At 37.9% G+C, this 23575-nt stretch carries 23 protein-coding genes and 1 tRNA gene; 16 read left to right on the top strand and 8 right to left on the bottom strand.

Features of this window, described 5'->3' with window-relative positions:
• Positions 1-2 precede the first annotated feature (2 nt).
• The 3 genes from B3C94_RS19255 to prmC form a co-directional block, all read right to left on the bottom strand.
• Positions 3-1040 (bottom strand): LacI family DNA-binding transcriptional regulator, encoded by a 1038-nt coding sequence (locus B3C94_RS19255; RefSeq protein ID WP_293906718.1) that lies wholly within the window; start codon positions 1038-1040, stop codon positions 3-5.
• A 587-nt stretch (positions 1041-1627) separates the two neighbouring features.
• Positions 1628-1700: transfer RNA gene (locus B3C94_RS19250), tRNA-Lys, on the bottom strand.
• Positions 1701-1815: 115 nt separating this feature from the next.
• Positions 1816-2679 (bottom strand): peptide chain release factor N(5)-glutamine methyltransferase, encoded by an 864-nt coding sequence (gene prmC / locus B3C94_RS19245; RefSeq protein WP_293906717.1) that lies wholly within the window; start codon positions 2677-2679, stop codon positions 1816-1818.
• A gap of 34 nt (positions 2680-2713) precedes the next feature.
• Between prmC and ribD the strand changes: the two genes are divergently transcribed.
• Both ribD and B3C94_RS19235 read left to right on the top strand, forming a co-directional pair.
• Entirely contained in the window at positions 2714-3757 is a 1044-nt protein-coding gene (gene ribD / locus B3C94_RS19240) for a bifunctional diaminohydroxyphosphoribosylaminopyrimidine deaminase/5-amino-6-(5-phosphoribosylamino)uracil reductase RibD (RefSeq protein WP_293906715.1), read from the top strand.
• A gap of 69 nt (positions 3758-3826) precedes the next feature.
• Complete coding sequence (locus B3C94_RS19235) at positions 3827-5110, top strand: DUF2851 family protein (protein ID WP_293906713.1); 1284 nt, start codon at positions 3827-3829, stop codon at positions 5108-5110.
• Here the strand turns inward: B3C94_RS19235 and B3C94_RS19230 are convergent.
• Positions 5107-5757 (bottom strand): ankyrin repeat domain-containing protein, encoded by a 651-nt coding sequence (locus B3C94_RS19230; RefSeq protein ID WP_293906711.1) that lies wholly within the window; start codon positions 5755-5757, stop codon positions 5107-5109. The genes B3C94_RS19235 and B3C94_RS19230 overlap by 4 nt on opposite strands.
• Positions 5758-6103: 346 nt before the next feature.
• Between B3C94_RS19230 and B3C94_RS19225 the strand changes: the two genes are divergently transcribed.
• The 8 genes from B3C94_RS19225 to B3C94_RS19190 all read left to right on the top strand — a co-directional run bounded on the left by B3C94_RS19225 (position 6104) and on the right by B3C94_RS19190 (position 12981).
• The gene (locus B3C94_RS19225; protein ID WP_293906709.1) at positions 6104-6673 is read left to right on the top strand and encodes a UbiX family flavin prenyltransferase; all 570 of its coding nucleotides are present in this window, start codon (positions 6104-6106) and stop codon (positions 6671-6673) included.
• A gap of 215 nt (positions 6674-6888) precedes the next feature.
• Positions 6889-8157, top strand: coding sequence for a dihydroorotase (locus tag B3C94_RS19220; RefSeq protein WP_293906707.1), 1269 nt, complete (start codon positions 6889-6891; stop codon positions 8155-8157).
• A 3-nt stretch (positions 8158-8160) separates the two neighbouring features.
• Complete coding sequence (locus tag B3C94_RS19215) at positions 8161-8835, top strand: hypothetical protein (protein ID WP_293906705.1); 675 nt, start codon at positions 8161-8163, stop codon at positions 8833-8835.
• A 4-nt stretch (positions 8836-8839) separates the two neighbouring features.
• Positions 8840-9442 carry a DUF4199 domain-containing protein gene (locus tag B3C94_RS19210; protein WP_293906703.1) on the top strand — a complete coding sequence of 201 codons (603 nt, stop codon included), beginning with the start codon at positions 8840-8842 and terminating at the stop codon, positions 9440-9442.
• Between the two features lie 97 nt (positions 9443-9539).
• Positions 9540-10490 carry a glycosyltransferase family 2 protein gene (locus B3C94_RS19205; RefSeq protein WP_293907361.1) on the top strand — a complete coding sequence of 317 codons (951 nt, stop codon included), beginning with the start codon at positions 9540-9542 and terminating at the stop codon, positions 10488-10490.
• A gap of 15 nt (positions 10491-10505) precedes the next feature.
• On the top strand, positions 10506-11624 hold the full coding sequence (locus tag B3C94_RS19200; RefSeq protein WP_293906701.1) for a glycosyltransferase: 1119 nt from the start codon (positions 10506-10508) through the stop codon (positions 11622-11624).
• A 355-nt stretch (positions 11625-11979) separates the two neighbouring features.
• Complete coding sequence (locus tag B3C94_RS19195; protein WP_293906699.1) at positions 11980-12747, top strand: MBL fold metallo-hydrolase; 768 nt, start codon at positions 11980-11982, stop codon at positions 12745-12747.
• Positions 12748-12825: 78 nt separating this feature from the next.
• Complete coding sequence (locus B3C94_RS19190) at positions 12826-12981, top strand: lmo0937 family membrane protein (RefSeq protein ID WP_104382583.1); 156 nt, start codon at positions 12826-12828, stop codon at positions 12979-12981.
• Between the two features lie 6 nt (positions 12982-12987).
• Here the strand turns inward: B3C94_RS19190 and B3C94_RS19185 are convergent, their stop codons facing one another.
• On the bottom strand, positions 12988-13671 hold the full coding sequence (locus B3C94_RS19185) for a 2-C-methyl-D-erythritol 4-phosphate cytidylyltransferase (RefSeq protein WP_293906694.1): 684 nt from the start codon (positions 13669-13671) through the stop codon (positions 12988-12990).
• Between the two features lie 85 nt (positions 13672-13756).
• Positions 13757-14806, bottom strand: a complete 1050-nt coding sequence (gene queA, locus B3C94_RS19180; protein WP_070567689.1) for a tRNA preQ1(34) S-adenosylmethionine ribosyltransferase-isomerase QueA — start codon at positions 14804-14806, stop codon at positions 13757-13759.
• A gap of 185 nt (positions 14807-14991) precedes the next feature.
• Here queA and B3C94_RS19175 point away from each other — a divergent pair, with 185 nt between their 5' ends.
• The 3 genes from B3C94_RS19175 to B3C94_RS19165 all read left to right on the top strand — a co-directional run bounded on the left by B3C94_RS19175 (position 14992) and on the right by B3C94_RS19165 (position 17798).
• Positions 14992-16236, top strand: a complete 1245-nt coding sequence (locus B3C94_RS19175; protein ID WP_293906691.1) for an ABC transporter permease — start codon at positions 14992-14994, stop codon at positions 16234-16236.
• A gap of 81 nt (positions 16237-16317) precedes the next feature.
• A complete protein-coding gene (locus B3C94_RS19170; protein ID WP_293906689.1) occupies positions 16318-16887 on the top strand; it encodes a DUF2306 domain-containing protein in 570 nt (189 codons plus the stop codon).
• The gene (locus tag B3C94_RS19165) at positions 16884-17798 is read left to right on the top strand and encodes a YARHG domain-containing protein (RefSeq protein ID WP_293906687.1); all 915 of its coding nucleotides are present in this window, start codon (positions 16884-16886) and stop codon (positions 17796-17798) included. Before B3C94_RS19170 ends, B3C94_RS19165 begins: the two co-directional genes overlap by 4 nt.
• A 98-nt stretch (positions 17799-17896) precedes the next feature.
• Here B3C94_RS19165 and hisD read toward each other — a convergent pair whose 3' ends face one another.
• Positions 17897-19183, bottom strand: a complete 1287-nt coding sequence (gene hisD, locus B3C94_RS19160) for a histidinol dehydrogenase (RefSeq protein WP_293906685.1) — start codon at positions 19181-19183, stop codon at positions 17897-17899.
• A 21-nt stretch (positions 19184-19204) separates the two neighbouring features.
• Positions 19205-20056 carry an ATP phosphoribosyltransferase gene (gene hisG, locus B3C94_RS19155; protein WP_293906682.1) on the bottom strand — a complete coding sequence of 284 codons (852 nt, stop codon included), beginning with the start codon at positions 20054-20056 and terminating at the stop codon, positions 19205-19207.
• Positions 20057-20451: 395 nt separating this feature from the next.
• Here hisG and B3C94_RS19150 point away from each other — a divergent pair, with 395 nt between their 5' ends.
• From B3C94_RS19150 to B3C94_RS19140, 3 genes are all read left to right on the top strand, one after another.
• Positions 20452-21042, top strand: a complete 591-nt coding sequence (locus B3C94_RS19150) for a phosphatase PAP2 family protein (protein ID WP_293906680.1) — start codon at positions 20452-20454, stop codon at positions 21040-21042.
• Between the two features lie 25 nt (positions 21043-21067).
• Positions 21068-22141, top strand: a complete 1074-nt coding sequence (locus B3C94_RS19145) for a Gfo/Idh/MocA family protein (RefSeq protein ID WP_293906678.1) — start codon at positions 21068-21070, stop codon at positions 22139-22141.
• A gap of 136 nt (positions 22142-22277) precedes the next feature.
• Positions 22278-23525, top strand: coding sequence for a hypothetical protein (locus tag B3C94_RS19140; RefSeq protein ID WP_293906676.1), 1248 nt, complete (start codon positions 22278-22280; stop codon positions 23523-23525).
• Positions 23526-23575 lie beyond the last annotated feature (50 nt).

The following is a 23575-nucleotide window of genomic DNA, read 5'->3' as shown; positions in this document are numbered from 1 at the left end:
TTTTAAAGAGATGATGTGGATTTTCGGTGTTCGATACTGCAGTCCAAAAAATACGTTTCGAATTCGAAATAATTCTTTTTGTTTCTTTTCTTTAACATCTGTAATAGTAGTTCTACAGATTTTTCTGCCATAAGATGCGTAGGTTGCGTAATTGTTGTCAGCGAGGGGTTGAGACTGTTTGCAAAAGGGGTATTACTAAAACCAATTAAGTTCATGTCTTCAGGAATTTTCACCTTCAATTTATTTAAGATATGTAATACCTTGAGCGATAAAGTATCTGTTGTTGAGAGGAGCGCATTCGGTGCTGATACGCGATTTAATAGTAGGCTAATTTTGCTTTCCAGTTCATCATCGATATTATCCTTAGGGCTGGAATAGGATATTTCAATTATATTTTCTTCTTTGAAAGGTAGTGAGGAATTGAAGAGTGCATCTTTATATCCTTTTATTCGACTTACATTTCCACCGATGCCTTTGCAGAGTAAAAGAATGATATTTTCTCGTTTGTTTTTGATCATTTCTTCCGTTGCCTGATAGATAACCTTGCTGTTTTGGATCCCGATTTTGAATGTATCGAGTTGATGATTTATTCGGTCAAAAATAATAACTGGGCAGATCTGTTCCATAATATAGAACAAGAGCGATAAGCTTGAATCATTTTTTACCGGAGAAATGATTATTCCTTCAATATTGCTTTGTATGCAAAGCTCTAGGGCTTCTTTTTCTTTTTTCTCATCATTAAAAGTTTGCAATAGGATTAATTTATAGTTTGTCTGTGCTAGAATGAGTGAGATATCTTCATAGAAATCAAAAAAAAATGAACTCGAAATAAATGGAACAATGATTGCCAAGGTATTTGAGCGCCCTGTCTTTAGGCTTTTTGCCGAAAAATTTGGTATATAATTAATTTTCTTCGTAAAATCTAAAATGAGCTTTTTTGTTTCTGCGCTTATTTCATGGCTATCGTTTAGTGCTTTGGAAATGGTTCCTGGAGATAGGTTTAATTGTTGGCCAATCTCTTTTAACGTAAATCTCTTCATGTGCTCGATCCTCTTTCATTTAGTGCAAATGTTCTAGCGTCAATACTATGGTCCAATTGAGCTAGAATTATTTTTTGAATTGCCGGTTGCCCTTTAAATTAGTTTGGCCGTAGATTCTTGAAATCATAAAGATAGGATAAAAAACATGTTTTCAAATGAAGAACAAGAAAACCGTTGGTGGAAATTGTTGTAGTTTGTGTTTAGATAAAAGGTGTAGAGGAAATTGTTAGCAGAGTAATTGTCATTATTTGGAGCCACCGAAAAGTTTGCTAATAAGCCAAATGACGAGAGCGACTACAACAATGACGATGAGAATGCCTGTCCAAACGCCCGCTTTGAATATTCCTTCTATGACGGAGCAGCCTGTCAATAGAAAAAAAGAGCTTGACATCAAGAAGTATGTTAATTTCTTTTTCATCGTTTGCTTTGTGTGTGGTTATAAAATAGAGACAATTGAAAACGGATATAGTTTTGAGGAAATAGGGAGAATTAGAATCTTTGTGAAGGATCGGCCCCAGCTGGTGCCTCTTTCGAATCCTGATATTCTTAAAAAAGAAAAGCTAATCGCAAGATTAGCTTTTCTTTTGTGATCCCGCTGGGATTCGAACCCAGGACCCATACATTAAAAGTGTATTGCTCTACCAGCTGAGCTACGGAATCCTTTCTGTTTTTGAAAGTGATGCAAAGGTAGAATTTCTTTTAATATACGCCAAATTATTACGTGTAAATTTTAATGGAAAAGCTTTAACTGCTTAATAAATAAAAGGATTATTTTTTATTGGGCTTTTTTCTTTGCATGAATTATTCGATCTGCACCATTGATATCTTTAATAAGTTTAACTTGCTCAAATCCTTTTTTATTGATGAGATCTTCCATTTCTGCCCCCAGGTATTGATTGATTTCAAAGTAAAGATCTCCATTCGGCGCTAGATGTTTCAACGCGAAGGATGAAATAACGTCATAAAAAATCAGCGGAGCGCTTTCTTCAATGAATAATGCAAGTTCAGGTTCATAAGCTAGTACATTTTGGCTCATATATTGTTTTTCTCGTGGGGTAATATAAGGCGGATTGGAAACGATGATGTCATATTGCTGATCAGAAAAAATATAATCCCATTCGAATATATCTGCATTGATAAATTGAATTGAGGTCTTAAAATTCTTAGCGTTTTCCTGTGCGGTTTTTATAGCTTCCTTTGAGATATCTACTGTTGTGACTAATACATCGTTTAGATGCTTTGACAGGGTAATCGGAATGCAGCCCGAGCCAGTTCCTATATCTATGATTTTTAATTTTGGAGAAGATTTGTGGTTTCTAATAATCAGATCAACAAGTTCTTCAGTTTCTTGCCGGGGAATTAGGACCGATTCATTGACTTGGAAAACTTCGCCATAAAAATCCGCTTTATTGAAGATATATTGTATAGGTCTATGCTTTTTTAAATCCTGAAGGATCCTACCTATGTCCGAACTATCCGTTTCGCTTACGCTATCTGTTTTCCTAAACTGATAACTGGCTCTAGTTAATCCAAAGGTTTCGGCAATAACTACGAAGAATATTGCTTTTATTTCCTCGTTATCGTATAACGTCTGGAGCTCATGTTGAAATAATAATTCGAAATCTTGAAGTATTTTCATGTGTCAAAGGTACGATTTTCATAGATTTGTATCTATGGATATGCACAGGCAATATATGCATCGTTGTTTGGAACTTGCTCAACTGGGTGCGGGTTCCGTGAGTCCCAACCCAATGGTCGGGGCGGTGATAGTATTTGACGGTAAAATTATCGGTGAAGGATATACCTCTCCCTATGGTGGACCGCATGCAGAGGTTAACGCTGTGCAGCAGGTTATACAAAGGTATGGTGAAGACGCAAAGAAGGTCCTTGGGGAAAGTACTTTTTATGTTAGCCTTGAGCCCTGCGCACATTTCGGAAAGACACCGCCATGCGCCAATATGATTGCAGACTTAAAACCCTCGAAAGTTTATATAGCTTGTTTGGATCCTTTTTCAAAGGTCAATGGCAAAGGAGTGGAGATATTACGGGCAGCGGGTATTGAAGTTGAAATTGGTTTGTTGGAAAATGAGGCAGTGTGGCTCAATCGTCGTTTTTTTACACGTATTGGCCAATTTCGCCCCTATGTTATTTTGAAATGGGCCCAGTCTAAGGATGGATTTATTGGTCAGGAAAATAAACAGATCTGGTTAAGTAACGCTGCTAGCCAGCAGCTCGTTCATCGTTGGAGAGCGGAGGAAGATGCGATCTTGGTTGGTACAAAAACGGCAGTTGTCGATAATCCCAGTCTGACTGTAAGACATTGGCAGGGTAAAAATCCATTACGAATTCTGTTAGATAAGGATCTGGTTATTCCGCTAGATGCCAATATCCTCAATGGACAAGCTGATACGATTGTGTTTAACGCTAAAAAGACAGAATGGAAGGGAAATGTTAAGTACATTGAGCTTGAGAATTATAGTTTGTATTTGCCACAGAATATTCTTTATCAACTTTATTTAATGGATGTTCAGTCAATAATCATAGAAGGGGGCGCGGCCACCCTACAAATGTTTATCGATGCGGGACTTTGGGATGAGGCAAGAGTGTTTGAATCTGAAATTAAGCTATTTAATGGGGTTGTGGCTCCGCGATTCAGTGGGCAAATTATAGAAAGTAAATTGGTTTCCAATGATCTTTTAAAGATCTATAAGAAATAGTAATGATTAAATTGTATATTTAGGTAATTATAAGCCATAGCCGGTTAGTTTAATTCTTAAATTACAATTATGTTAGTTACAGAAAACTTAATGCAGTTTATCTGGAAACTTCGGCTATTCCGTGCAAATGGATTGAGTTCTTCTGATGGAGAATCCTTAGTCGTTGTTCATGTGGGACAATATAATACAGATTCCGGTCCCGATTTTTTAATGTCCCATATTAGGTATAAAGGTGATGATTGGTTTGGTCATGTGGAGATGCATATTCAATCATCTGATTGGGATCGGCATTGTCACCAGCAAGATGCCGCTTATAATAATGTCATTCTTCATGTGGTCTGGAAGAATGATAGAGTCATTTACCGAAGTGATGGGACAGCTATTCCGACAATTGTGCTTTCAGAATATGTAGATCAGCTTTTATTGGAGAAATATTCAAACATGATGAATAATAAAAGCTGGATCCCTTGTAGATCTCAGCTTGGCTCTATTGATGTTTTAAAGAAATCAATGTGGTTGAATACTTTGTCTATTGAACGACTGGAAATAAAAGTTCAACAGATTATGATTATTTTAAAACACTTTGATGCCGATTGGGAAAAAACTTTTTGGATATGGATGTGCAGGTGTATGGGATTAAAAGTTAATGCCGATACATTCCAGGAGCTTGGAGAAAAATTGCCTTTGAGTATTCTACAAAAATATCGCTCAAATCTGTTTAAAATAGAAGCTATTTTCTTTGGAATCAGTGGTTTGCTGAAACAGCAGGAAGGAAGTGACTATGCCAATCAGTTAATGGACGAGTTCAAGTATCAAAAACATATTCACGATTTGGAGTCTGTATATGGTATTTGGAAAAAGTTGAGAATGAGACCTTATAGTTTTCCTGATCGGCGGATTGCTCAATTAGCCGTTTTGTTCAGTAGGAATGAGCTTGGTGTTTCTAAGATTTTAGCGGTCGAAGATTTGGAGGCAGCTAGAAAACTGTTCAAGATAGATTCGTTAAGTGATTATTGGGTATCGCATTTTTCATTCGGTACAAAAGCGGGGAAGAAAAAATCTGTGCGGTTGGGGAAAGATACGGTTGATGTCCTGGTGATCAACGTTATCGTCGTATTTCTTTTTTCATATGGTAAATATTTCGGTATTCAGACCTATATAGATAAAGCATTAGAGTTATTGGAGGAGATGCCTGCGGAAAAGAACGTTGTTGTAAGGCGGTTTGCTCAATGTGATTGGCCTGTGCAAAGTGCATTGGAAAGCCAAGCGATTTTGCAGTTAAAGAGATTCTATTGTGATAGGAGACGCTGTCTTTATTGCCGGATTGGATCCGAAATTTTGAAAAGAAGCTAGTTCTTTAAAATCTCTGCAATCTCTCTATGACCTTTTTCATATGCGAGATCAATTGGAGATAATCCTGAAATATTGATGATTCTGGTATCAGCTCCATTCTCTAATAAGGCGACAATAAAATCGATGTTACCATGCTGAGCTGCAAAGTGAAGTGGAGTTTCGCCAGTAGCTTGAATGGCGTTGACATTTGAGTTGGCCTCGATAAGGAGCTTTCCAATCTCTTCATTGTTGTTTGACGCGGCAATATGTAGCGCTGTCGTAAGTTGTTCATTTTTGGTCACTGCATTTGGGTTTACTTTTTTTGATAACAAAAGACGAACAATGTCTACTTTATTGAAATATACAGCGATGGTCAATGGTGTAAAACCCTGTGATGACCACTCATTAACAACTGTCGGGGCTTGAACGATAATCGCTTCGAGATATGAGGTTAATCCGGCGGCACAGGCTTCGTGGATAGTCATGGATTTGGTGTGCTGTAAAAGTATCCGTATGATTTGAGGTTTGTTGTAATAGCAAGCCAATAACAATGGGGAAATTCCATGACTTGTTGTTTCTTGTAAAAGTTCGGGATTTCCTATCAATAAGAGGTCAATATCATGGCTTTTGCCTTCTTCAATATACTGTTCTAAAACGGAAAGGTTCATGTCTTCACTAATTGTCTACTGTCATACTAAAATAGACTTTATTCATGAGAATAAATGTTGAATTGAAGAAATTATTTGTATTTCTTTTTGTCATATATCGAATTGAAAAATGAGATGAAAGTGATTTTGAAGAAAAAATCGACGAGTAAAAGTTCGAAAAAGGTTGTTTTTTTGGTATTTTATATACACAAATGTGTAGTAATGCATATAATGTTTTTGTAAATTAAAAACTAGATGTACTTTTGTTAAGCCCCTCCCAAGGGCATGTTTTTCATAGGTAGATGTAGGGTCGGGTGTTTCTCACTACGACCCTTTTTTTATAGCTTTGTTTTTATATTTTAAAAAGATGTCGAAGAGAAAAATTGTTATTGCCATTACTGGAGCCAGCGGCTCGATCTACGCTAAAGTTTTACTTAAAAAGCTATTGGTATTAAGAACACAAATTTCAGAAGTTGGGATAGTGATGTCAAACAATGCGAAGGATGTATGGCGCGCGGAGTTAGGCGATGAGAGCTATCAAGACGTACCTTTCAAGTTTTATGATAAAGGTGATTTTTTTGCTCCTTTTGCTTCAGGATCCGCACAGTATGATACGATGATTGTCTGCCCATGTTCAATGGGGACATTATCAAGAATAGCGCATGGAATTTCTTCTGATTTGACAACGCGTGCGGCTGATGTAATTCTAAAAGAACGACGGCGATTGATATTGGTTACTCGTGAAACACCTTTAAGTATTATTCATATTCAAAATATGAAACTGGTTACGGAGGCTGGAGGGATCATTTGTCCTGCGTCCCCTTCATTCTATAGTTTGCCAAAGACATTGGAGGATGTAGCAGAAACTGTGGTTGACCGTATATTGAGCTTGGCAGGATTTGAATTTAAACATTATCAGTGGGGAGAAAATACCTAGTTACTGATCTTTGAAATCTATTTTTAATGTTCTTTAATAAATTTGTATTTTGTAACTTTGTTTCTCGAAATGAAGCAATCACAAGCATCGCGCGAAAAAGTTATTTGTAGCTATACGATTTATAGTGATAAAGCGGCTGTCTGTTTGTTCATACTGAGAATGCTACATGCTTCGACAAACAATTTGTATCCTATTAATTTCAATCACATTCATATATGAAAAGCTTATTGATTACTTCTGTTAAAGTAATTTTACCTGGTAACGAATTTCATCAGCAGCAAGTTGATGTATTGGTCGAAAAGGGAAAGATTGCACAGATTGGAAAAACTGTCAAAGTAGCTGATAAAAACATTGAGACCGTTGATGGTGCAGGAAAGATTTTGGCGCCCGGTTTTTTTGACTTACATGCCAATTTTGGAGAGCCCGGACTAGAAACCAAAGAAGATATCCTAACTGGAACTGCGGCAGCTGCTGCGGGAGGGTTTACCGGCGTAGCAGTAATGCCGAATACCGAGCCCGCTATTCAAAGCCGTTCCGAAGTTGCACTTATTGTCAATACGGCAAAAGGAAATATTATTGATGTTCATCCGATTGGAGCGATCAGCAAAAAGAGAGAAGGAAAGGAATTGGCCGAGTTGTTTGATATGAAGCAGACAGGAGCAGTTGCCTTTAGCGATGGAAATAGAAGTGTACAACAGGCAGGATTAATGAGTCGAGCACTGTTATATGCGAAAGGATTTGATGGATTGATTTTTTCACACGCTGAAGATGAGTCAATGGCTGGTGGAAACAAAATGAATGAAGGCGCGATGAGTACTTATTTGGGAATGAAAGGTATTCCTAATCTCGCCGAATCGTTAATGGTATCTCGTGACCTATATTTGGCGGAATATACAGGAGCTCCTATTCATTTTGCATCTATTAGTACGCCGGAAGCGGTTGATCTGATAAAAAAAGCAAAAGCAAAAGGGCTTCCAGTTACATGTGATGTTGCCGCACATCAGTTGGTCTTTACTGACGAAGATATTATCGGTTTTGATAGTAATTATAAAGTGAGTCCACCTTTACGAACTAAGGGAGATGTTAAAGCTTTACTTAAAGGTGTTAAAGAAGGTACCATAGATGCTATTGTTTCTCAACATACACCACAGGAAATAGAATTCAAAAATGTTGAATTCCACATCGCAAAAAATGGCATCATCGGATTGCAAACAGTGTTACCATTATTGATTCGTGCTGGACTTAACGAGGAGCAAATTGTAAATAGTTTGTCAATTAGACCTAGGCAGATTCTGGGACTTGAAGTTCCTCGTTTTGAAGAGGGGGCTACAGCCAATCTTGTTGTATTTGATCTGAAGAAATCTTGGAATTTCGATGAAAAAACGAATCAATCAAAGTCAAAAAATTCGCCACTATTCGGACAGGAGCTAATGGGTGCTGTCGAATTGGTCATCAATAATAATCAACTCAAAAAAAACGATTAAACCATGGAAGCAAATATTAAAGCAGCCATTGAGGCAGGTATTTTAAATTATGGCAAAGTTGATGGAATTTCGACCGCCCCAGAATTTCTCGAAAAAGTCATAAATGTCTTCAATACGGAGTCGAGCTATTTAGAGAAACTAGAACTTTTGGATCAATCTTTTGATGACTATCCTTTATTTGATGAACTGCGTGAGGTATATGTCGATCTTTTACTGATGAACTTTTTTTCCAACGATGTACTAAAGCTTGAAGATGATTATCTAGATTCAGAGGAATGGGAAGCAATCGAAGATGAAACTATAGATCGTGGAACTGAATTGTTGAATATTTTTCTTTATTTAGGAGAGTGCAAGGATGACGAGATTGAACCTGAATTGGATGATTTCTTAAAAGAATTTTTGCTGGTTGATGAAGATGAATTTCAAGATGAGCATGAGATTTATGAAGATATTATTGCCAACCAAATTGTCGTAGATAGTCCATATGTAGAAATCGCAAAAGTAGGTAAAGGACTAAATCCAAGAAGTGAGGTTTATGAACTTTTCTATCCTATTATGAGTTTCTTCAGTGAGTTGAAACCTACCGAAAAACAGTTTGAAGAATATGCGGAAGCGTCGAACAATAAAGCCTTTGACATTGCCCTTTACCAAATAATCAGTACTTACTATAACAAATAACTTTATGACAGATTCAATCAATCAAAGTAACATAGGATTTGATGCGGTAATTAATAAGAAGAAAAGTATTATCTATGGTGTCATCTTAGGAATAATTTCTTTTGTTCTCGGATTAGTTGTCTTGTTTGTTGTCAAAGACTTAAATTCTTTCTGGGGAGTAATGTCGATGTCATTTGTTGTTAATACTGGTCTTTTCGTTGTAATTTCAGCATTGTTTGCATTCTCTCTTAGGAAAGCAAATGGTGGATATTGGAATTTTTCCATCGCATTGAAATCGATATTTATGATGCTTGCTATCTCGACCATTATTTCCACAATTGGAACTCAGCTCTATGTCAATTTCATTAATCCAACTTTGCAAGAAAAGGTAGTGACGCATACGATTAATGTTACAATTGAGTATATGGAAAAGAACAATGTGCCAGATGAGGTGATTGATTCAAAAATAGCAGAACTTGAAAAGCAAGTTGATTCTATCGGAAAGATAACCTTAGGACAGGTGTTCAAAGGATTGGCCATCACATTGATGTTCCAATTTGTTTTTGCTTTACTATTATCAGCTTTAACAAAACGAGAAAGATTGGTGGTTAAACAAGAGACCAATTAGTGTTTAATAAATAAAATTGACCCTATAAGGTATTACTGAAAAAGTAATACCTTTGTTGGTATTATAATACTACATTTTTAGCATGATTAACATTCACATGGATATTTCTGTTGTTGTTCCTTTATTTAATGAAGAAGAATCCTTACCCGAATTGACAGCTTGGATCGACCGTGTCATGGCCGCAAATCATTTCTCGTATGAAATTATTTTGATTGATGATGGGAGCAAAGATAATTCCTGGAAAGTTATTGAAGAATTGAAATTAAGAAATACGAATATTTCGGCTATAAAATTCCGACGTAATTATGGGAAATCTGCTGCTTTGAATGTAGGTTTTGCTGCTGCACAGGGCGATGTGGTTATTACAATGGATGCGGATCTACAGGACAGCCCGGATGAGATTCCTGAATTGTATGACCGAATCATAAATAAAGGGGCTGACTTGGTATCCGGTTGGAAGCAAAAACGTTATGATCCATTGACCAAAACAATCCCAACCAAATTATTCAATGGAGTGACCAGGTCAATGTCTGGAATTCATAATCTGCATGATTTTAATTGTGGTCTTAAAGCCTATAAAAAGGACGTTGTTAAGAACATTGAGGTTTATGGTGAGATGCATCGTTATATACCCGTTATCGCAAAATGGGCTGGATTTACAAATATACAGGAGCAGATTGTACAGCATTACCCACGCAAATACGGTACAACTAAATTTGGTCCCGGTCGCTTTGTAAAAGGGTTCTTGGATTTATTGTCCATATTTTTTGTTGGTAAGTTCTCGAAAAGACCGATGCACTTTTTTGGTGTTATGGGAGTGGTTAGTTTTCTTGCGGGTTTATTTATCTCCATTTATCTGATTTGCCACAAGCTTATGAGTATAGCCAGCGGTACTCCCTTCAGAGATATAACAGATCAGCCTTTATTTTTCTTTGCGCTTACAGCGATTATTTTGGGAACACAATTATTTCTGACAGGTTTCTTGGCAGAATTAGTCTCTAGAAGCAGCTCCGATCGGAATGATTATCAAATTGAGAAAGTCATCTAAATAAATATGCGAATTGTGATTTTAGGATCCGCCTATCCATTGAGGGGAGGGGGGATAGCGTCTTTTAATGAACGATTGGCATCCCATTTTCAGGAGTTGGGCCATGAAGTGGACATCTATTCCTTTAGTCTGCAGTATCCCAATTTCCTTTTTCCCGGAAAGTCACAGTATTCCGATGAGCCTGCACCAACCGGTCTTCATATTAAAACGACAGTGAATTCTATTAATCCACTTAATTGGATAAAGGTTGGTAGGGAGCTTAGGAAGGCGAACTATGATTTGCTTATCGTGCGATTTTGGATGCCATTTTTTGGACCTTGTCTGGGGACAATCCAACGACAAGTCCGAAAAAATAAGCATACTAAAATCGTCTGCATTGCTGATAATATAATTCCACATGAACAGCGCATAGGGGATAAGCAGTTGATTCGTTATTTTTTGAAATCCGTTGATGCTTGTCTCACAATGAGTAAAAGTGTGCTGGCAGATCTCAAAATGTTAAGCCCGAAAATGCCAGCGGTATATACGCCGCATCCACTCTACGATAACTATGGTGCGCATCAAAGTAAAAAGGAAGCACGTCGATTACTTAAGATTGCCGAAGAGGATAAAGTCGTATTGTTTTTTGGTTTTATTCGTCAATACAAGGGCTTAGATATCTTGCTGGAAGCATTAGCTAATTCCAAGGTTCGCGATCTCGGTGTTAAATTATTGCTTGCCGGAGAATTTTATGGTGACTCTGCTCCATATCTGGAGCTTATAAGAAAGTATAAACTCGAAGAGTTTATTTTTATGCATACCGATTTTATTCCAAACCAGGAGGTGGGGCGTTATTTTTCAGCGGCAGATTGCGTTGTGCTGCCTTATCGTAGTGCTACGCAGAGTGGAATTACTCAGGTTGCTTATCATTTTGATCTTCCCATGATTGTGAGTAATGTTGGGGGATTGCCTGAATTGGTTCAAGATGGCTACGTTGGTTATGTTGTGGAACCTGATGCCCGTCAAATAGCCGACGGTATTTTTTCATTTTACCATTACAACAAAGAAGAGCAATTTAGAACGAACATTATCGATGAAAAAAGGAAATACAGTTGGGATACTTTTGGTAGTGAAATTCTTAAACTTGCCGATTGATTGGCAGCGTTGAATTTATTTGTATTTAAAATCAAATTTATCTAAGTTTGGGAGACTGAGGTAGAAATTTAAAAGAAGGAGAGATTTTGTTGCCGTTTACACAAAGCAGTTTAGCTAAGATAGAGGAGTTTTTTAAGGAGCAAGGTTATAAGGTGAGGTACGAGAAGGGATCGTTTCGCACAGGTGCCTGTATGTTAGAGACAACAAAAGTTGTAGTGGTCAATAAGTTTTCGAATCTTGAAATAAAAATCCAGTCATTGTGGAACATATTACTGGATATTGAAATTGACTCGGAGACTATCTCTGAAAAACTTCTCCCATTATATGAAGAGGTATTGAAATCAAAAACTGTAGCTTGAGAATTACATTTTTAGGAACCGGAACATCACAAGGGGTACCTGTAATAGCGTGCCAATGTCAGGTTTGTCAATCTAGCGACGAACGTGATAAGAGATTGCGTTCTTCTATTCTTATTGAATACAATCAACATACACTGGTTGTGGATACCGGCCCTGATTTTCGGTATCAGATGCTGCGTGAGAGAGTTATGCATTTGGATGCGGTCTTAATGACGCACTCCCATAAAGATCATATTGCTGGTTTAGACGATGTTCGAGCATTTAATTATCAGCAGCACAGTTCAATTTCTATTTATGGGACAGAGGCACTTCATGAGGCGCTAAGACGTGAATTTTACTACGCTTTTACGGAGGTTAAATACCCTGGAGCCCCAAGATTGGATTTGGAGGTAATAAAGGCTGGGGTGCCATTGCCTTTATTTGGTAAGGAAATCATGCCTATTGAAGTTTTACATTATAAGATGCCTGTTTTGGGCTTTCGAATAGGAGATTTCGCTTATATTACCGATGCTAAATTCATCTCCGATGAATCGAGAAAATTGTTGGAAGGTGTCCGCGTACTTGTGGTAAATGCTTTACAAAAGGAATCCCATATTTCCCATTTAACTTTGGATGAGGCAATCGAATTTGCCCGTGACATTCGTGCCGATAAAACATATTTTACCCATATTGGACATCGAATGGGGCTTCATGAAGCTGTCTCAAGAGAGTTGCCTGAAAATATGTTCCTAGCCTATGACAGATTGAAGTTGGATGTAGGCTAATCCATTTAAATAAAACTATACTACTTTTTTCTTTGTTATACCTATAAAAAATAGAATTAGGTATTAAATTATAAGGAAATGGGAAATCTATTGTACATCATCGCCGTTATCTTGGTTATCATCTGGGCGATAAGTTTTTTTGGAGGTTATGCAGCTGGAAATAATATCATCCATATTCTGTTGGTGATAGCAATTATTGTCGTATTATTGCGTGTTATTCGTGGTAATGCCTAAATCCATTTAAATTAGATTCAAATAAAGTTGAGCAATCTGCAGGTCTTGGGGATAGGTGATTTTAATATTTTTAGAATCGCCTTCAACAATATAGATACGCTCGCCCATTTTTTCTACAACTGAAGCATCATCCGTAAAAAGTGGATCTTCATCTTGTTGATAGGACTTTAGCAATAATTCTCCGTTAAAAACTTGTGGCGTTTGTATCATCCAAATCTGGTTTCTATCCACAGCTTTATTTGTTGATACATTGCCCATGCGAACAGATTCAATACTTTTTTGTGCCAGCACTATCGCTTGATGCTCGTAAGCTCCTTGAAAAGCTTTTCTGATGAGGAGGTCGGAGACGATAGGGCGAGCCGCGTCATGTACTGCAATATAATCTTTGGGACCGATATCAAAATTTTGCTGAATGTAATCTAGACCATTTTTTACACTTTCAAAACGGGAGCTTCCACCAAATGCAATATGTATGGGCTTGTCAAATTGATGTTTTAAACACAGTTCGGTCCAAAAACTTTCCATTGGCTCGCTGATGACCAAAATAACTTCCGAAATAGTTTCTGATTGGCAAAAGCGATTAATTGTATGCATAACGATCGGCAGCCCATTCAAATTAAGGAACTGCTTTGGAAGGTCGCTCTTCATTCTGTTTCCGGTTCCTGCAGCAACGATTATGATAAAGTTCATGGTTTTATTGAAAGGTTTTTATTTAAAAAAAACGTGGATAGTTTATGAGGCCATCCACGTTTTCTGTTTTTGTTATATCAGATCACTAGATAATTAACATTGCATCACCATAGCTATAGAATCTGTATTTTTCTTTAACAGCCACTTCGTATGCATTCATGACATTTTCGTAACCCGCGAATGCAGCAATCATCACCAACAGCGTAGATTCCGGCGTATGGAAATTTGTAATCATGGAGTTTGCGATACTGAAATCGTAAGGGGGATAGATAAACTTACTTGTCCAGTCAGAAGCCGCTTTTAAATGATGGTCCGCAGAAACAGATGATTCTATCGCACGCATCGAGGTTGTTCCTACCGCACATACACGACGTTTATTGTCGATGGCTTTATTAACCACACGCGCAGCTTCATCAGTGATAATGAATTGCTCAGAATCCATTTTATGTTTGGTTAAATCTTCTACTTCAACAGTACGGAAAGTTCCAAGACCTACGTGAAGAGTAACCTCTGCAAAATCGACACCCTTAAGTTCTAAACGTTTCATTAACTCTCTTGAAAAATGAAGACCTGCTGTAGGGGCAGCAACTGCGCCTTCATTCTTTGCGTAAATAGTTTGATAACGGAATTTGTCTTCCGGAGTTGCTTTACGTTTGATATATTTCGGAAGGGGAGTTTCGCCTAAGATCTCAATATTGCGGCGGAATTCTTCATCCGTACCATCAAACAAAAATCTAATTGTACGGCCACGAGAAGTTGTATTGTCAACAACTTCGGCTACCAATAAGTCATCATCGCCGAAATATAATTTGTTACCTACACGGATCTTGCGCGCTGGGTCTACCAATACATCCCAAAGACGAAGCTCATTGTTCAATTCGCGCAACAAGAAAACTTCAATAGTAGCTCCAGTTTTCTCTTTATTACCGTAGAGGCGTGCTGGAAAAACTTTAGTATTGTTTAAGATCATGACATCTTTGTCATCGAAATAATCCAATACATCTTTGAAAATTTTGTGTTCAATTTTACCAGTATCCCTATGTAATACCATCAAGCGTGATTCGTCACGGTTTTCAGAAGGTTCAGAAGCAAGTAATGATTCTGGTAAGTTGAATTTAAACTGAGATAACTTCATCTTTAATAATATAATATATTAATATCTGCCTTTCAGCGCATTACAGTGCGCCAAATACCAGGCTGCAAAAAGCATACAAAGTTATAATTTTTTCGGGTATAGAAAGGGCATATTTCTAATTTATACATATATTTTTGTTGATTTTGACATTAAATCAAAACTATATTGTAATTTAGAATACAATTATGCTATTTTTTAGATTAATACTGGAGAGTTGTCAATTTGCTTTTTCGGCATTAAAGGACAATCGTACACGAACTTTGCTTTCATTGCTGGGTGTAACCATCGGTATTTTTACGATTATAGGTGTATTTTCAGCCGTAGATACGCTACGGAATAATATCGAAGAATCTGTTAAAAAGATTGGTAGTAAAACGCTCTACATAGAAAAATGGCCATGGGATGGAGGTCCCAATTTTCCTTGGTGGAAATACTTGAATAGACCTGAACCTACATATAACAATTATTTGGACTTAAAAAGCCGGATGACGACTGCAGAGTATATGGCGTACATGATCAATATTGGCAATACGACGATAAAATATAAAAATAATTCGGCCCAAGGTTCGTCGGTCAATGCGGCGACTTACGAAAATCTTTACATTCAAAATTTGAATATTGTCGATGGTCGTTACTTTGCTGAAAGCGAGTCTAGGGGGGGAGCTCTTGTGACTGTATTAGGAGCGAATATTGCAGAAGGGCTTTTTCCTAATGAGGAGCCAGTTGGCAAATATATTAATATGTTAGGACGAAAAATTCAGGTCATTGGTGTATTAAAGAAAGAAGGAAATGGTGTATTGATCAATACTTCTCCTGATGATACGGCCTTTATTCCGTTTGAACTGGCTCGGAATTTGGTCAACTATGATAATTTCTCACCGAGTATAGCGATGGTTATTAAATCGAACTACACGCTTGGCGAGGCTGAGAGCGAAGCGAAGACACTCATGCGTTCCATCCGTCGGATATCCCCGCAACGGGAAGAGAATTTTTCCATCAATCAGACAACTATGATTACCGGTGCTTTGGATCAGCTTTTTGGCATTATTAATCTTGCAGGTTTTTCAATTGGTATTTTTTCGATTTTAGTTGGTGGCTTCGGTATTGCGAATATCATGTTTGTAAGTGTCAAAGAGCGTACACATATCATCGGAATTCAAAAAGCATTAGGCGCTAAAAATTTCTTTATTCTTTCACAGTTCTTAGTGGAGTCTATCGTACTTTGTCTGTTGGGTGGGGGGATAGGTCTCATTGTTGTCTATTTTTTGGCATTTCTAGTGCAAGCTGCTACCGGTGTGGCGATTGTTGTTAGTTTAAAAATGGTGATACTTACCGTTTCGCTTTCTACATTTATCGGCCTGATCTCAGGAATTGTCCCTGCTTTAATGGCTTCTCGGTTGGATCCCGTAGAAGCTATCCGGAGTAAATAAAAAGGAGATATGTTTAAAAAAGCTCAATTTTCGATATTACATGGATTTTGGCTTTTAATTTTTGCCTATAGCTGTTTGCTTATGGTGGAAATTACACTTCGTTACCGTGGCTTCGATCTCGATGCCAATTTTTTGATGATCAAGCAAACTGAAATTGAAGAGCTCTGGTGGTATCGTTACGTTTTTTATATTCATGTCTGCACAGCTATCTTTGCTTTGCCTGCCGGCTTTACCCAGTTTAGTACCTATCTATTGAATACATATCCACGTGTTCATCGAGCTATCGGCTATTTGTATGTATTGATAGTTTTAATTTTTGCTGCGCCTTCGGGCTTATTTATTGGCTCTGTTGCAAATGGTGGCTTGACTTCTATTATTGCATTTGAATTATTGGGGCTCGGATGGTTCTATTTTACATGGCGAGCAGTTCGTTTGGCAGGTCAGCGAAAATTTAATAAACACCGTGATTTTATGATCCGCAGTTTTGCATTAACCGGTTCGGCATTGACTCTGCGATTTTGGAAGGTCGCTTTGGTATACTTGTTTCAGCCCAATCCAATGGATGTCTATCAAATTATTGCCTGGTTGGGATGGATACCTAATTTGTTGCTGGCAGAATTTATTATTTATCAAAAAAATCATAAATTATGAAGAAAAACCTTTGTTTAATGTTATTGCTTGGAGCAGTCCTAGGTTGTAAGGATGGGAAAAGCAAAAAAAATGAAGTCGCCGAAGCGAAAGATAGTGCTGTTGTCGAACGTGAGGCACATCAGGAACTTTACGGCAATTGGGTCGGCGAATTTGTTGTGGATGAAAGTACTCTTGAAGAAGGAGAGGGATTGCCCACGACAGATTATTCTCCGAAGATAAATTTGACCATAAAAAAAATTACCGATAAGGGCAATATATTTGGACAGAATGTTGTCAAGGGAAATCTGCGTTCCTTTGTGGGAAAGCTGGAGGAAAACGGTGCTGATGTACGGCTATTATTGGATGAACCTGGAGATAAAAAGTCCGATGGACGTTTTGAAATTAAACTTAATCACGATACCTTAATTGGCAATTGGACCGCATATGATCAAGGGGTAAAGATTAAAAAGCGAAGCTTTAAATTGTTAAAAAAACAGTTCGCCTATAATCCAAATCTGATGCTGAAAAATCAGGATGGAGAAAATGGAACTTTGGTCGACTGGATTAACGAAAAAAGAAAGGAGGAGACCGACGTTGACGGGGATTCAACTTATACATACATTATACAGTACTATAGATCTGCTTCTCCTGCGGTCTTTACGGTAAATGCATCTAAGCAAAAGTTGACGGAGAAAGATCTGAAAAACCTCAAGAAATTAGATTTGGAGATTATTCGGAATACTATTTTTGCCCGACATGGCTATGCATTTACTAAACCCAGCATTCGTCAGTTTTTTGAGCCTGTAGATTGGTATGTACCTATTTCCAAAGATGTCAATGCGGACTTAACTCAATTGGAAAAAGATAATATAGCTTTGCTTACGCGATTTGAAAAATATGCAACGGATAATTATGATACCTTCGGGAGATAATGTAGTCAATATTAGTCATGAATATTCGAAAGATCAATTTCACAAAAAAAGCTTTACATTGTAAAGCTTTTTTTGTGATTTCAAGAGTTCATCTTATATCATTTCTTCCGAATGGAAATAGCATTTTTATGCGCTTGCAGGCCTTCAAGTTCAGCGAGTATTTCAACTACTGACCCGATTTGTTGAAGTCCACTTTCGTTGATATGCTGAAATGTAATCTTTTTTACAAAAGAATCTACGGATACGCCTGAGTAGGAGCGTGCATATCCCGATGTAGGCAGTGTATGGTTTGTGCCAGAGGCATAATCCCCTGCACTTTCAGGTGTCAAGTGTCCCAAGAACACAGAACCCGCATTACTGATATAGCGTGTTAGGGACTCCCATTGGTCCGTCTCCAAAATAAGGTGTTCTGGAGCGTAATCATTTGAAAACTGTATGGCCTCCTGAAGATTCTCAACAGTTATTGCATAGGAATTTTCAATAGCTTTTGCAGCAAGTTCCTTGCGAGGTAAAACCGCTAATTGAGCCACAATTTCTGTATTAACTGCATCAATTATAGCGTTTGAAGTTGAAACCAAGACAGCTTGGCTGTCGGCTCCATGCTCGGCTTGTGCCAAAAGGTCTGCTGCAACATATGCTGGGTCAGCCGAATCATCAGCAATGACCAGTACTTCGGATGGTCCTGCAGGCATGTCAATACTGACATTTGCTAGGCCCTGCACAATTGATTTTGCTTTAGTGACAAACTGATTACCTGGACCGAATATCTTATCAACTTTTGGTATAGTCTCCGTTCCGAAGCCCATAGCAGCAACGGCCTGAGCACCTCCTACCAGATATATTCTGTTTATCTTAAGCAATTTTAAACAAAAAGCGACAAAACCATTGATTTTTCCGTTGGATTGCGGTGGCGAACAAACGACGATTTCTTTGCATCCAGCTATTCTTGCCGGAACACCTAGCATTAAAAGTGTACTAGGCAAGACCGCTGATCCACCGGGAATATATAGCCCCACCTTTTCAATAGGACGAACCTCCCGCCAGCATTTTACACCGGGCATGGTTTCGACAGTACGCTCTCGTTTTAATTGGGTACTATGGAATTTATGGATATTTTGAAACGCAATCTCCAGTGCTCTTTGTTGATCACGGCCTATGGTAGATGCCAATTCGTCGATATCTCCCTCGTCTAAATATAACCTGTCAAGTTCAACTTTATCAAATTTGGCTGCATATTCGCGTAATACGACATCTCCTTGTTGACGTACTTGTTGAATAATTTCTTGGACAACCTCTTGTATTGCATTGTTCGGATCTGTATTCCTAGCGACCAGTTGCTGGATTTCAGTTTTTCCTAACGTTTTGTAATCATATTTTTTTAACATGGTTGTATAAGTGCATCAAGTTTAAAGAATGATTTTTTCAATTGGCATCACAACGATACCTTGGGCACCTTCAGCTTTTAATTTATTGATCTTATCCCAAAAGTCATCTTCGGTGATAACAGTGTGTACAGCTACCCAGCCTTCTTCCGCCAATGGAACAACCGTAGGGCTCTTAACACCGTGCAATAAAGAAGTTATGGCCGGCAAATTCTTCTTTTCGACATTTAATACGACATATTTGGTTTCTTTTGCTAAAAGAACCGATTCAATACGTTGTACTAATTCTATTAATACCTCATTACCTTCCAATCCCTTTCTTCCGACTAATATCGCCTCTGAATTTTTGACATCGGCAAAAGGTTTCAGCCCATTACTTTTTAGCGTGCCGCCGGTCGATACGATATCACAGATTGCATCACTAAGACCTAATCCGGGAGAAATTTCAACTGAGCCAGATATCAAACGGATGTCTGCATTGATCTTATACTCGTCTAGAAAATTCTTTAGGATATTTGGATAGGAGGTTGCGATTGCTTTGCCGTTAAGGTCTTTAAGATCTTGGATGTCGCTGTCTTTTGGAATAGCTAGTTTCAACGTGCATTTTCCAAAACCAAGCCGTTTGATGTATTCTACTTTGGATTCGGTTTCATCGATGATATTTTCACCGACAATACCTAAGTCAGCGATTCCCTGTTCTACATAGCCTGGAATGTCATCGTCTCTAAGAAACAATATTTCCAAAGGGAAATTTCCTACCGTGGTGATTAATGAACTTTTATAATTCTCAAAGTCTAAACCACAGTTTTTTAGTAATTGAACCGATTTTTCGTTTAACCTACCCGATTTTTGGATAGCAATTTTAAGATTTTTCAACGCTTTATAAATGTTAGCAGTAAATTATTAATAATAAGAAATCAAACAAGAGGGAAGGTATTCTACGTAAGAACACATTAAATCAACATATCGCCACAATGGCGATGGTGCAAATGAAAATGATGTACGTAGGTATAGACCATGTTTGTATTAATAACTGATAGCAAATGTATAGTAAATTAATGGGAAATGCAAGATGCTCATTTTAAAAAAATCACAGCATATCTTTCAACTCGCGTAAATTTCCTTATTTTTAGGGAGTCGGAACGACTTTGAAGAAAGGATGCCCAAATTTGTTTGATGTTACTGTCGTTATGGGCCAAGCGATTGTGACCGATTGAAATTGTATAAATACTTATGCTGGGGGATTATAAACGAGTAAATAGATTAATTTAATGAGATTATTAGTTTTTATTGTTATCGGTTGGATTGGTTTTCTACAGAATCATGTTTTAGGACAGGAAAAACCAGCTTCTACATTGGATATTCGAATATTGGAGTCTATTGCAGAAACAAGGACAGAACCACAAACACAAACCTTTAAGGTACTTTCTGATATCAATAATTATGTTCAGATAGCTGTCCCCGTTGGCTTATTGGTTGCCGGTGCAGTGAACGATGATAAGACAATGCGCCAGAATGCGCTGTATGTTGCGAGTAGTACTGCTGTTACTGCTTTAGTTAATGTTGGTCTAAAACATTTATTTAAAAGGAGCAGGCCCTTTAAAAAATATCCGAATTTTATATCGATTCGTACAGCAGGTGGATATTCGTTTCCTTCTGGTCATACTTCTTCTGCTTTTGCCACTGCTTCTGCGCTATCGCGTGCGTATTCGAAATGGTATGTAATCGCGCCATCGCTTTTATGGGCAAGTAGTGTGGGGTATTCTAGAATGTATTTGGGTGTACATTTTCCTTCTGATGTGCTTGCCGGAGCCGTGCTCGGTGCAGGTTCGTCTTTTGCGCTAGATGGGCTAAAGAAATAAGATTAAATTAAATAAAAAATAATTGATGCGACAGGTTATCAGAATATTAGTTGTAGGTTGTGGAAATATGGGAGCCTCCCATGCAAAAGCATATCATGATCTAGACGGGTTTGAAATCGTAGGCTTAGTGGCTCGAGGTGAGAGTAAAAGTAAACTGAATAGCGAGTTAGGAAATATATATAAACTTTTCGACTCCTATGAAGACGCACTTGCCGAAACGAAACCAGATGCTGTTTGTATAGCGACATACCCAGACACACATAAAGACTATGCTATAAAAGCCTTTCAATCGGGCGCCCATGTTTTTATGGAAAAGCCGTTGGCTGAGGATGTGACTTCTGCACAGGATGTTGTTGATGCGGCCGTGAAATATGATAGAAAATTAGTTGTTGGCTATATTTTGCGGTACCATCCTTCCTGGATTAAATTTATAGAACTTTCCAAAACGATGGGAAAGCCACTTGTCATGCGTATGAATCTTAATCAACAGAGTCATGGTTATATGTGGAATGTACATAAAAATCTGATGTCTAGCTTAAGTCCCATCGTCGATTGTGGGGTGCATTATATTGATGTGATGTGCCAAATGGTCGGAGCCAAGCCATTGTATGTATCCGCAATAGGTGCACGATTAACCGATGATATTCCTACATGGAACTATAATTACGGACAGTTGCAATTACATTTTGAGGACGGTTCTGTTGGTTGGTATGAAGCGGGTTGGGGGCCGATGGTCAGTCAGAATGCTTTTTTTGTCAAGGATGTTTTTGGGCCTAATGGTGCGGTTTGCATTGTAGCGAATAAAGCAAGTGATGAAGGTCAATCGGATTCGGTCGCATCGCATACCAAAACAGAAAGCCTTCGGGTGCATTATGCTGATTTAAATTCGAATAATGAATTTATGAAGGTCGATGAATGGATCAACTTGTCTGATGAGCCCGATCATCAAGAGCTATGTAATCGGGAGCAGTTATTCTTTTTACAGGCGATTTTAGATGATTTGGATCTTTCAGCTTCGATGGAAGATGCTATTAATAGTCTACGAATAGCTTTAGCATGTGACGAAGCGGTGAAAACTAGACAGATGATAAAGTTGTAATTCTTTTCGCGTGGCGGGTTCTTTTTCGCGTTTTATAAAAATAGGAATGGGAAAAAGCAAATAAATAAAAAAAATAGCGCATGAGATAGGCTTTTTGGTCTGCCTTTTGTTATTTAGCTACATATTTCTCACTCTTATGAATAATTTACTCAAAGTTGCATTATTATTTGGATTATCAATTTCTACGGTCTATGCGCAAGATAAGCAATGGCAGATGGAATTGGTCTTTAAAGGTGAAGTGTCGCCTGAAAAATTTGAAAGTGAAGTTCCGGAATTTGCAAAAGAGTTTTATGAGCCATTCTTGAAAGGGAAAATGGCCTATCGAAATGTGGAGGTTTTGACTGACGCAGATTATTCGTCTACAGTAGTGAATCAAAAAGCACATGCCATTTTAAATCGAAAGCTGGCAAAAACATATTCGTATTCGGTCGGAGATGATGTTGTTACAGCAGAAGCGTATACTCCCTCGTATAAGATTGTCAGTGCCAAGCTGGAGCAATCTGAAGGACCTTATGTGCAGTTGCAGGATATGGGAGAGATCGAGTCGATTGCGGGTATTACTTGTAAGAAAGCAAAGTTATTGATAAAAAATCAGGCTGATTCAGCAATAGCAACCGTTTGGTATTCAGAAGCAGTACCGACCTATTACTTGACGGCATTTTCGTTTATAAATGATTTGCCTGGTGCTGTGCTCAAATTGTCTTTAGGTGAAAACAATGAACTCGGTTTTGAAACAACAAAAGTGAACAATGTGTCTTCTATGGAAGATTTTCAACTACCTAAAAATGCCAAGGTAATCGATATCTCCGGAGGAGGAAGCAATAGCGAAGGAGAAGATGTGAGTTTATTTGAGGACACTTTTCCGTTGGACAAATCATTAAGATGGACAATGGTCAAGGATAAAGATACCAATGATGAATATTATGGTATCAAGAACATGGCCGGAGAAGAAGTCCTGTCCTGTTCCCTTTTCTCGTTAGCGTACTTTAATGAGCAAACTGCTATTGTTTCAGATAAAGATAATTATTTTTGGTTGCTGGACAAGAAGGGTCAAAAGATAAATAAAGATGGATTTGACTGGCTTACACCTGCGAATCAAAAACTGGCTATTTTTCAGAAAGATGGTAATTTTGGAATGGTTACACAGGAAGGGAAAGTGCTGCTTGATAAAAAAGAAAACATCAGTAAATTTTTAGACAGTTATTTGATGTTCTCTGAAAATGGTAAGGTTGGATTGTTGGACGAAAACGGCAAGATTTTGTTAAAGGCGAACTTACTATTTCTAGATGCTGATAACGCTGGAAATGTTTTGGTTCGAGAGAAAGATAGTGAAGAAACGAAAACGCTCGCTCTGGACACTTTTCTAAAGACCTATGTGAAATGATTTAAAGTATATTATATAGATTTATTGCTTATCAAAAAAATGCCTTCGAT

Source organism: Sphingobacterium sp. UBA5670, assembly GCF_002420705.1.
Taxonomy (GTDB): Bacteria; Bacteroidota; Bacteroidia; order Sphingobacteriales; family Sphingobacteriaceae; genus Sphingobacterium.
Note: the sequence above shows the minus strand (reverse complement) of the source record. Positions and strands in the feature narration are given on the sequence as shown.

Coding starts and splice junctions, on each gene's coding strand:
- B3C94_RS19255 (WP_293906718.1), bottom strand. CDS start 1,040: ATGAAGAGATTTACGTTAAAAGAGATTGGCCAACAATTAAACCTATCT.
- prmC (WP_293906717.1), bottom strand. CDS start 2,679: ATGAAAATACTTCAAGATTTCGAATTATTATTTCAACATGAGCTCCAG.
- ribD (WP_293906715.1), top strand. CDS start 2,714: ATGGATATGCACAGGCAATATATGCATCGTTGTTTGGAACTTGCTCAA.
- B3C94_RS19235 (WP_293906713.1), top strand. CDS start 3,827: ATGTTAGTTACAGAAAACTTAATGCAGTTTATCTGGAAACTTCGGCTA.
- B3C94_RS19230 (WP_293906711.1), bottom strand. CDS start 5,757: ATGAACCTTTCCGTTTTAGAACAGTATATTGAAGAAGGCAAAAGCCAT.
- B3C94_RS19225 (WP_293906709.1), top strand. CDS start 6,104: ATGTCGAAGAGAAAAATTGTTATTGCCATTACTGGAGCCAGCGGCTCG.
- B3C94_RS19220 (WP_293906707.1), top strand. CDS start 6,889: ATGAAAAGCTTATTGATTACTTCTGTTAAAGTAATTTTACCTGGTAAC.
- B3C94_RS19215 (WP_293906705.1), top strand. CDS start 8,161: ATGGAAGCAAATATTAAAGCAGCCATTGAGGCAGGTATTTTAAATTAT.
- B3C94_RS19210 (WP_293906703.1), top strand. CDS start 8,840: ATGACAGATTCAATCAATCAAAGTAACATAGGATTTGATGCGGTAATT.
- B3C94_RS19205 (WP_293907361.1), top strand. CDS start 9,540: ATGGATATTTCTGTTGTTGTTCCTTTATTTAATGAAGAAGAATCCTTA.
- B3C94_RS19190 (WP_104382583.1), top strand. CDS start 12,826: ATGGGAAATCTATTGTACATCATCGCCGTTATCTTGGTTATCATCTGG.
- B3C94_RS19185 (WP_293906694.1), bottom strand. CDS start 13,671: ATGAACTTTATCATAATCGTTGCTGCAGGAACCGGAAACAGAATGAAG.
- queA (WP_070567689.1), bottom strand. CDS start 14,806: ATGAAGTTATCTCAGTTTAAATTCAACTTACCAGAATCATTACTTGCT.
- B3C94_RS19175 (WP_293906691.1), top strand. CDS start 14,992: ATGCTATTTTTTAGATTAATACTGGAGAGTTGTCAATTTGCTTTTTCG.
- B3C94_RS19170 (WP_293906689.1), top strand. CDS start 16,318: ATGGTGGAAATTACACTTCGTTACCGTGGCTTCGATCTCGATGCCAAT.
- B3C94_RS19165 (WP_293906687.1), top strand. CDS start 16,884: ATGAAGAAAAACCTTTGTTTAATGTTATTGCTTGGAGCAGTCCTAGGT.
- hisD (WP_293906685.1), bottom strand. CDS start 19,183: ATGTTAAAAAAATATGATTACAAAACGTTAGGAAAAACTGAAATCCAG.
- B3C94_RS19150 (WP_293906680.1), top strand. CDS start 20,452: ATGAGATTATTAGTTTTTATTGTTATCGGTTGGATTGGTTTTCTACAG.
- B3C94_RS19145 (WP_293906678.1), top strand. CDS start 21,068: ATGCGACAGGTTATCAGAATATTAGTTGTAGGTTGTGGAAATATGGGA.
- B3C94_RS19140 (WP_293906676.1), top strand. CDS start 22,278: ATGAATAATTTACTCAAAGTTGCATTATTATTTGGATTATCAATTTCT.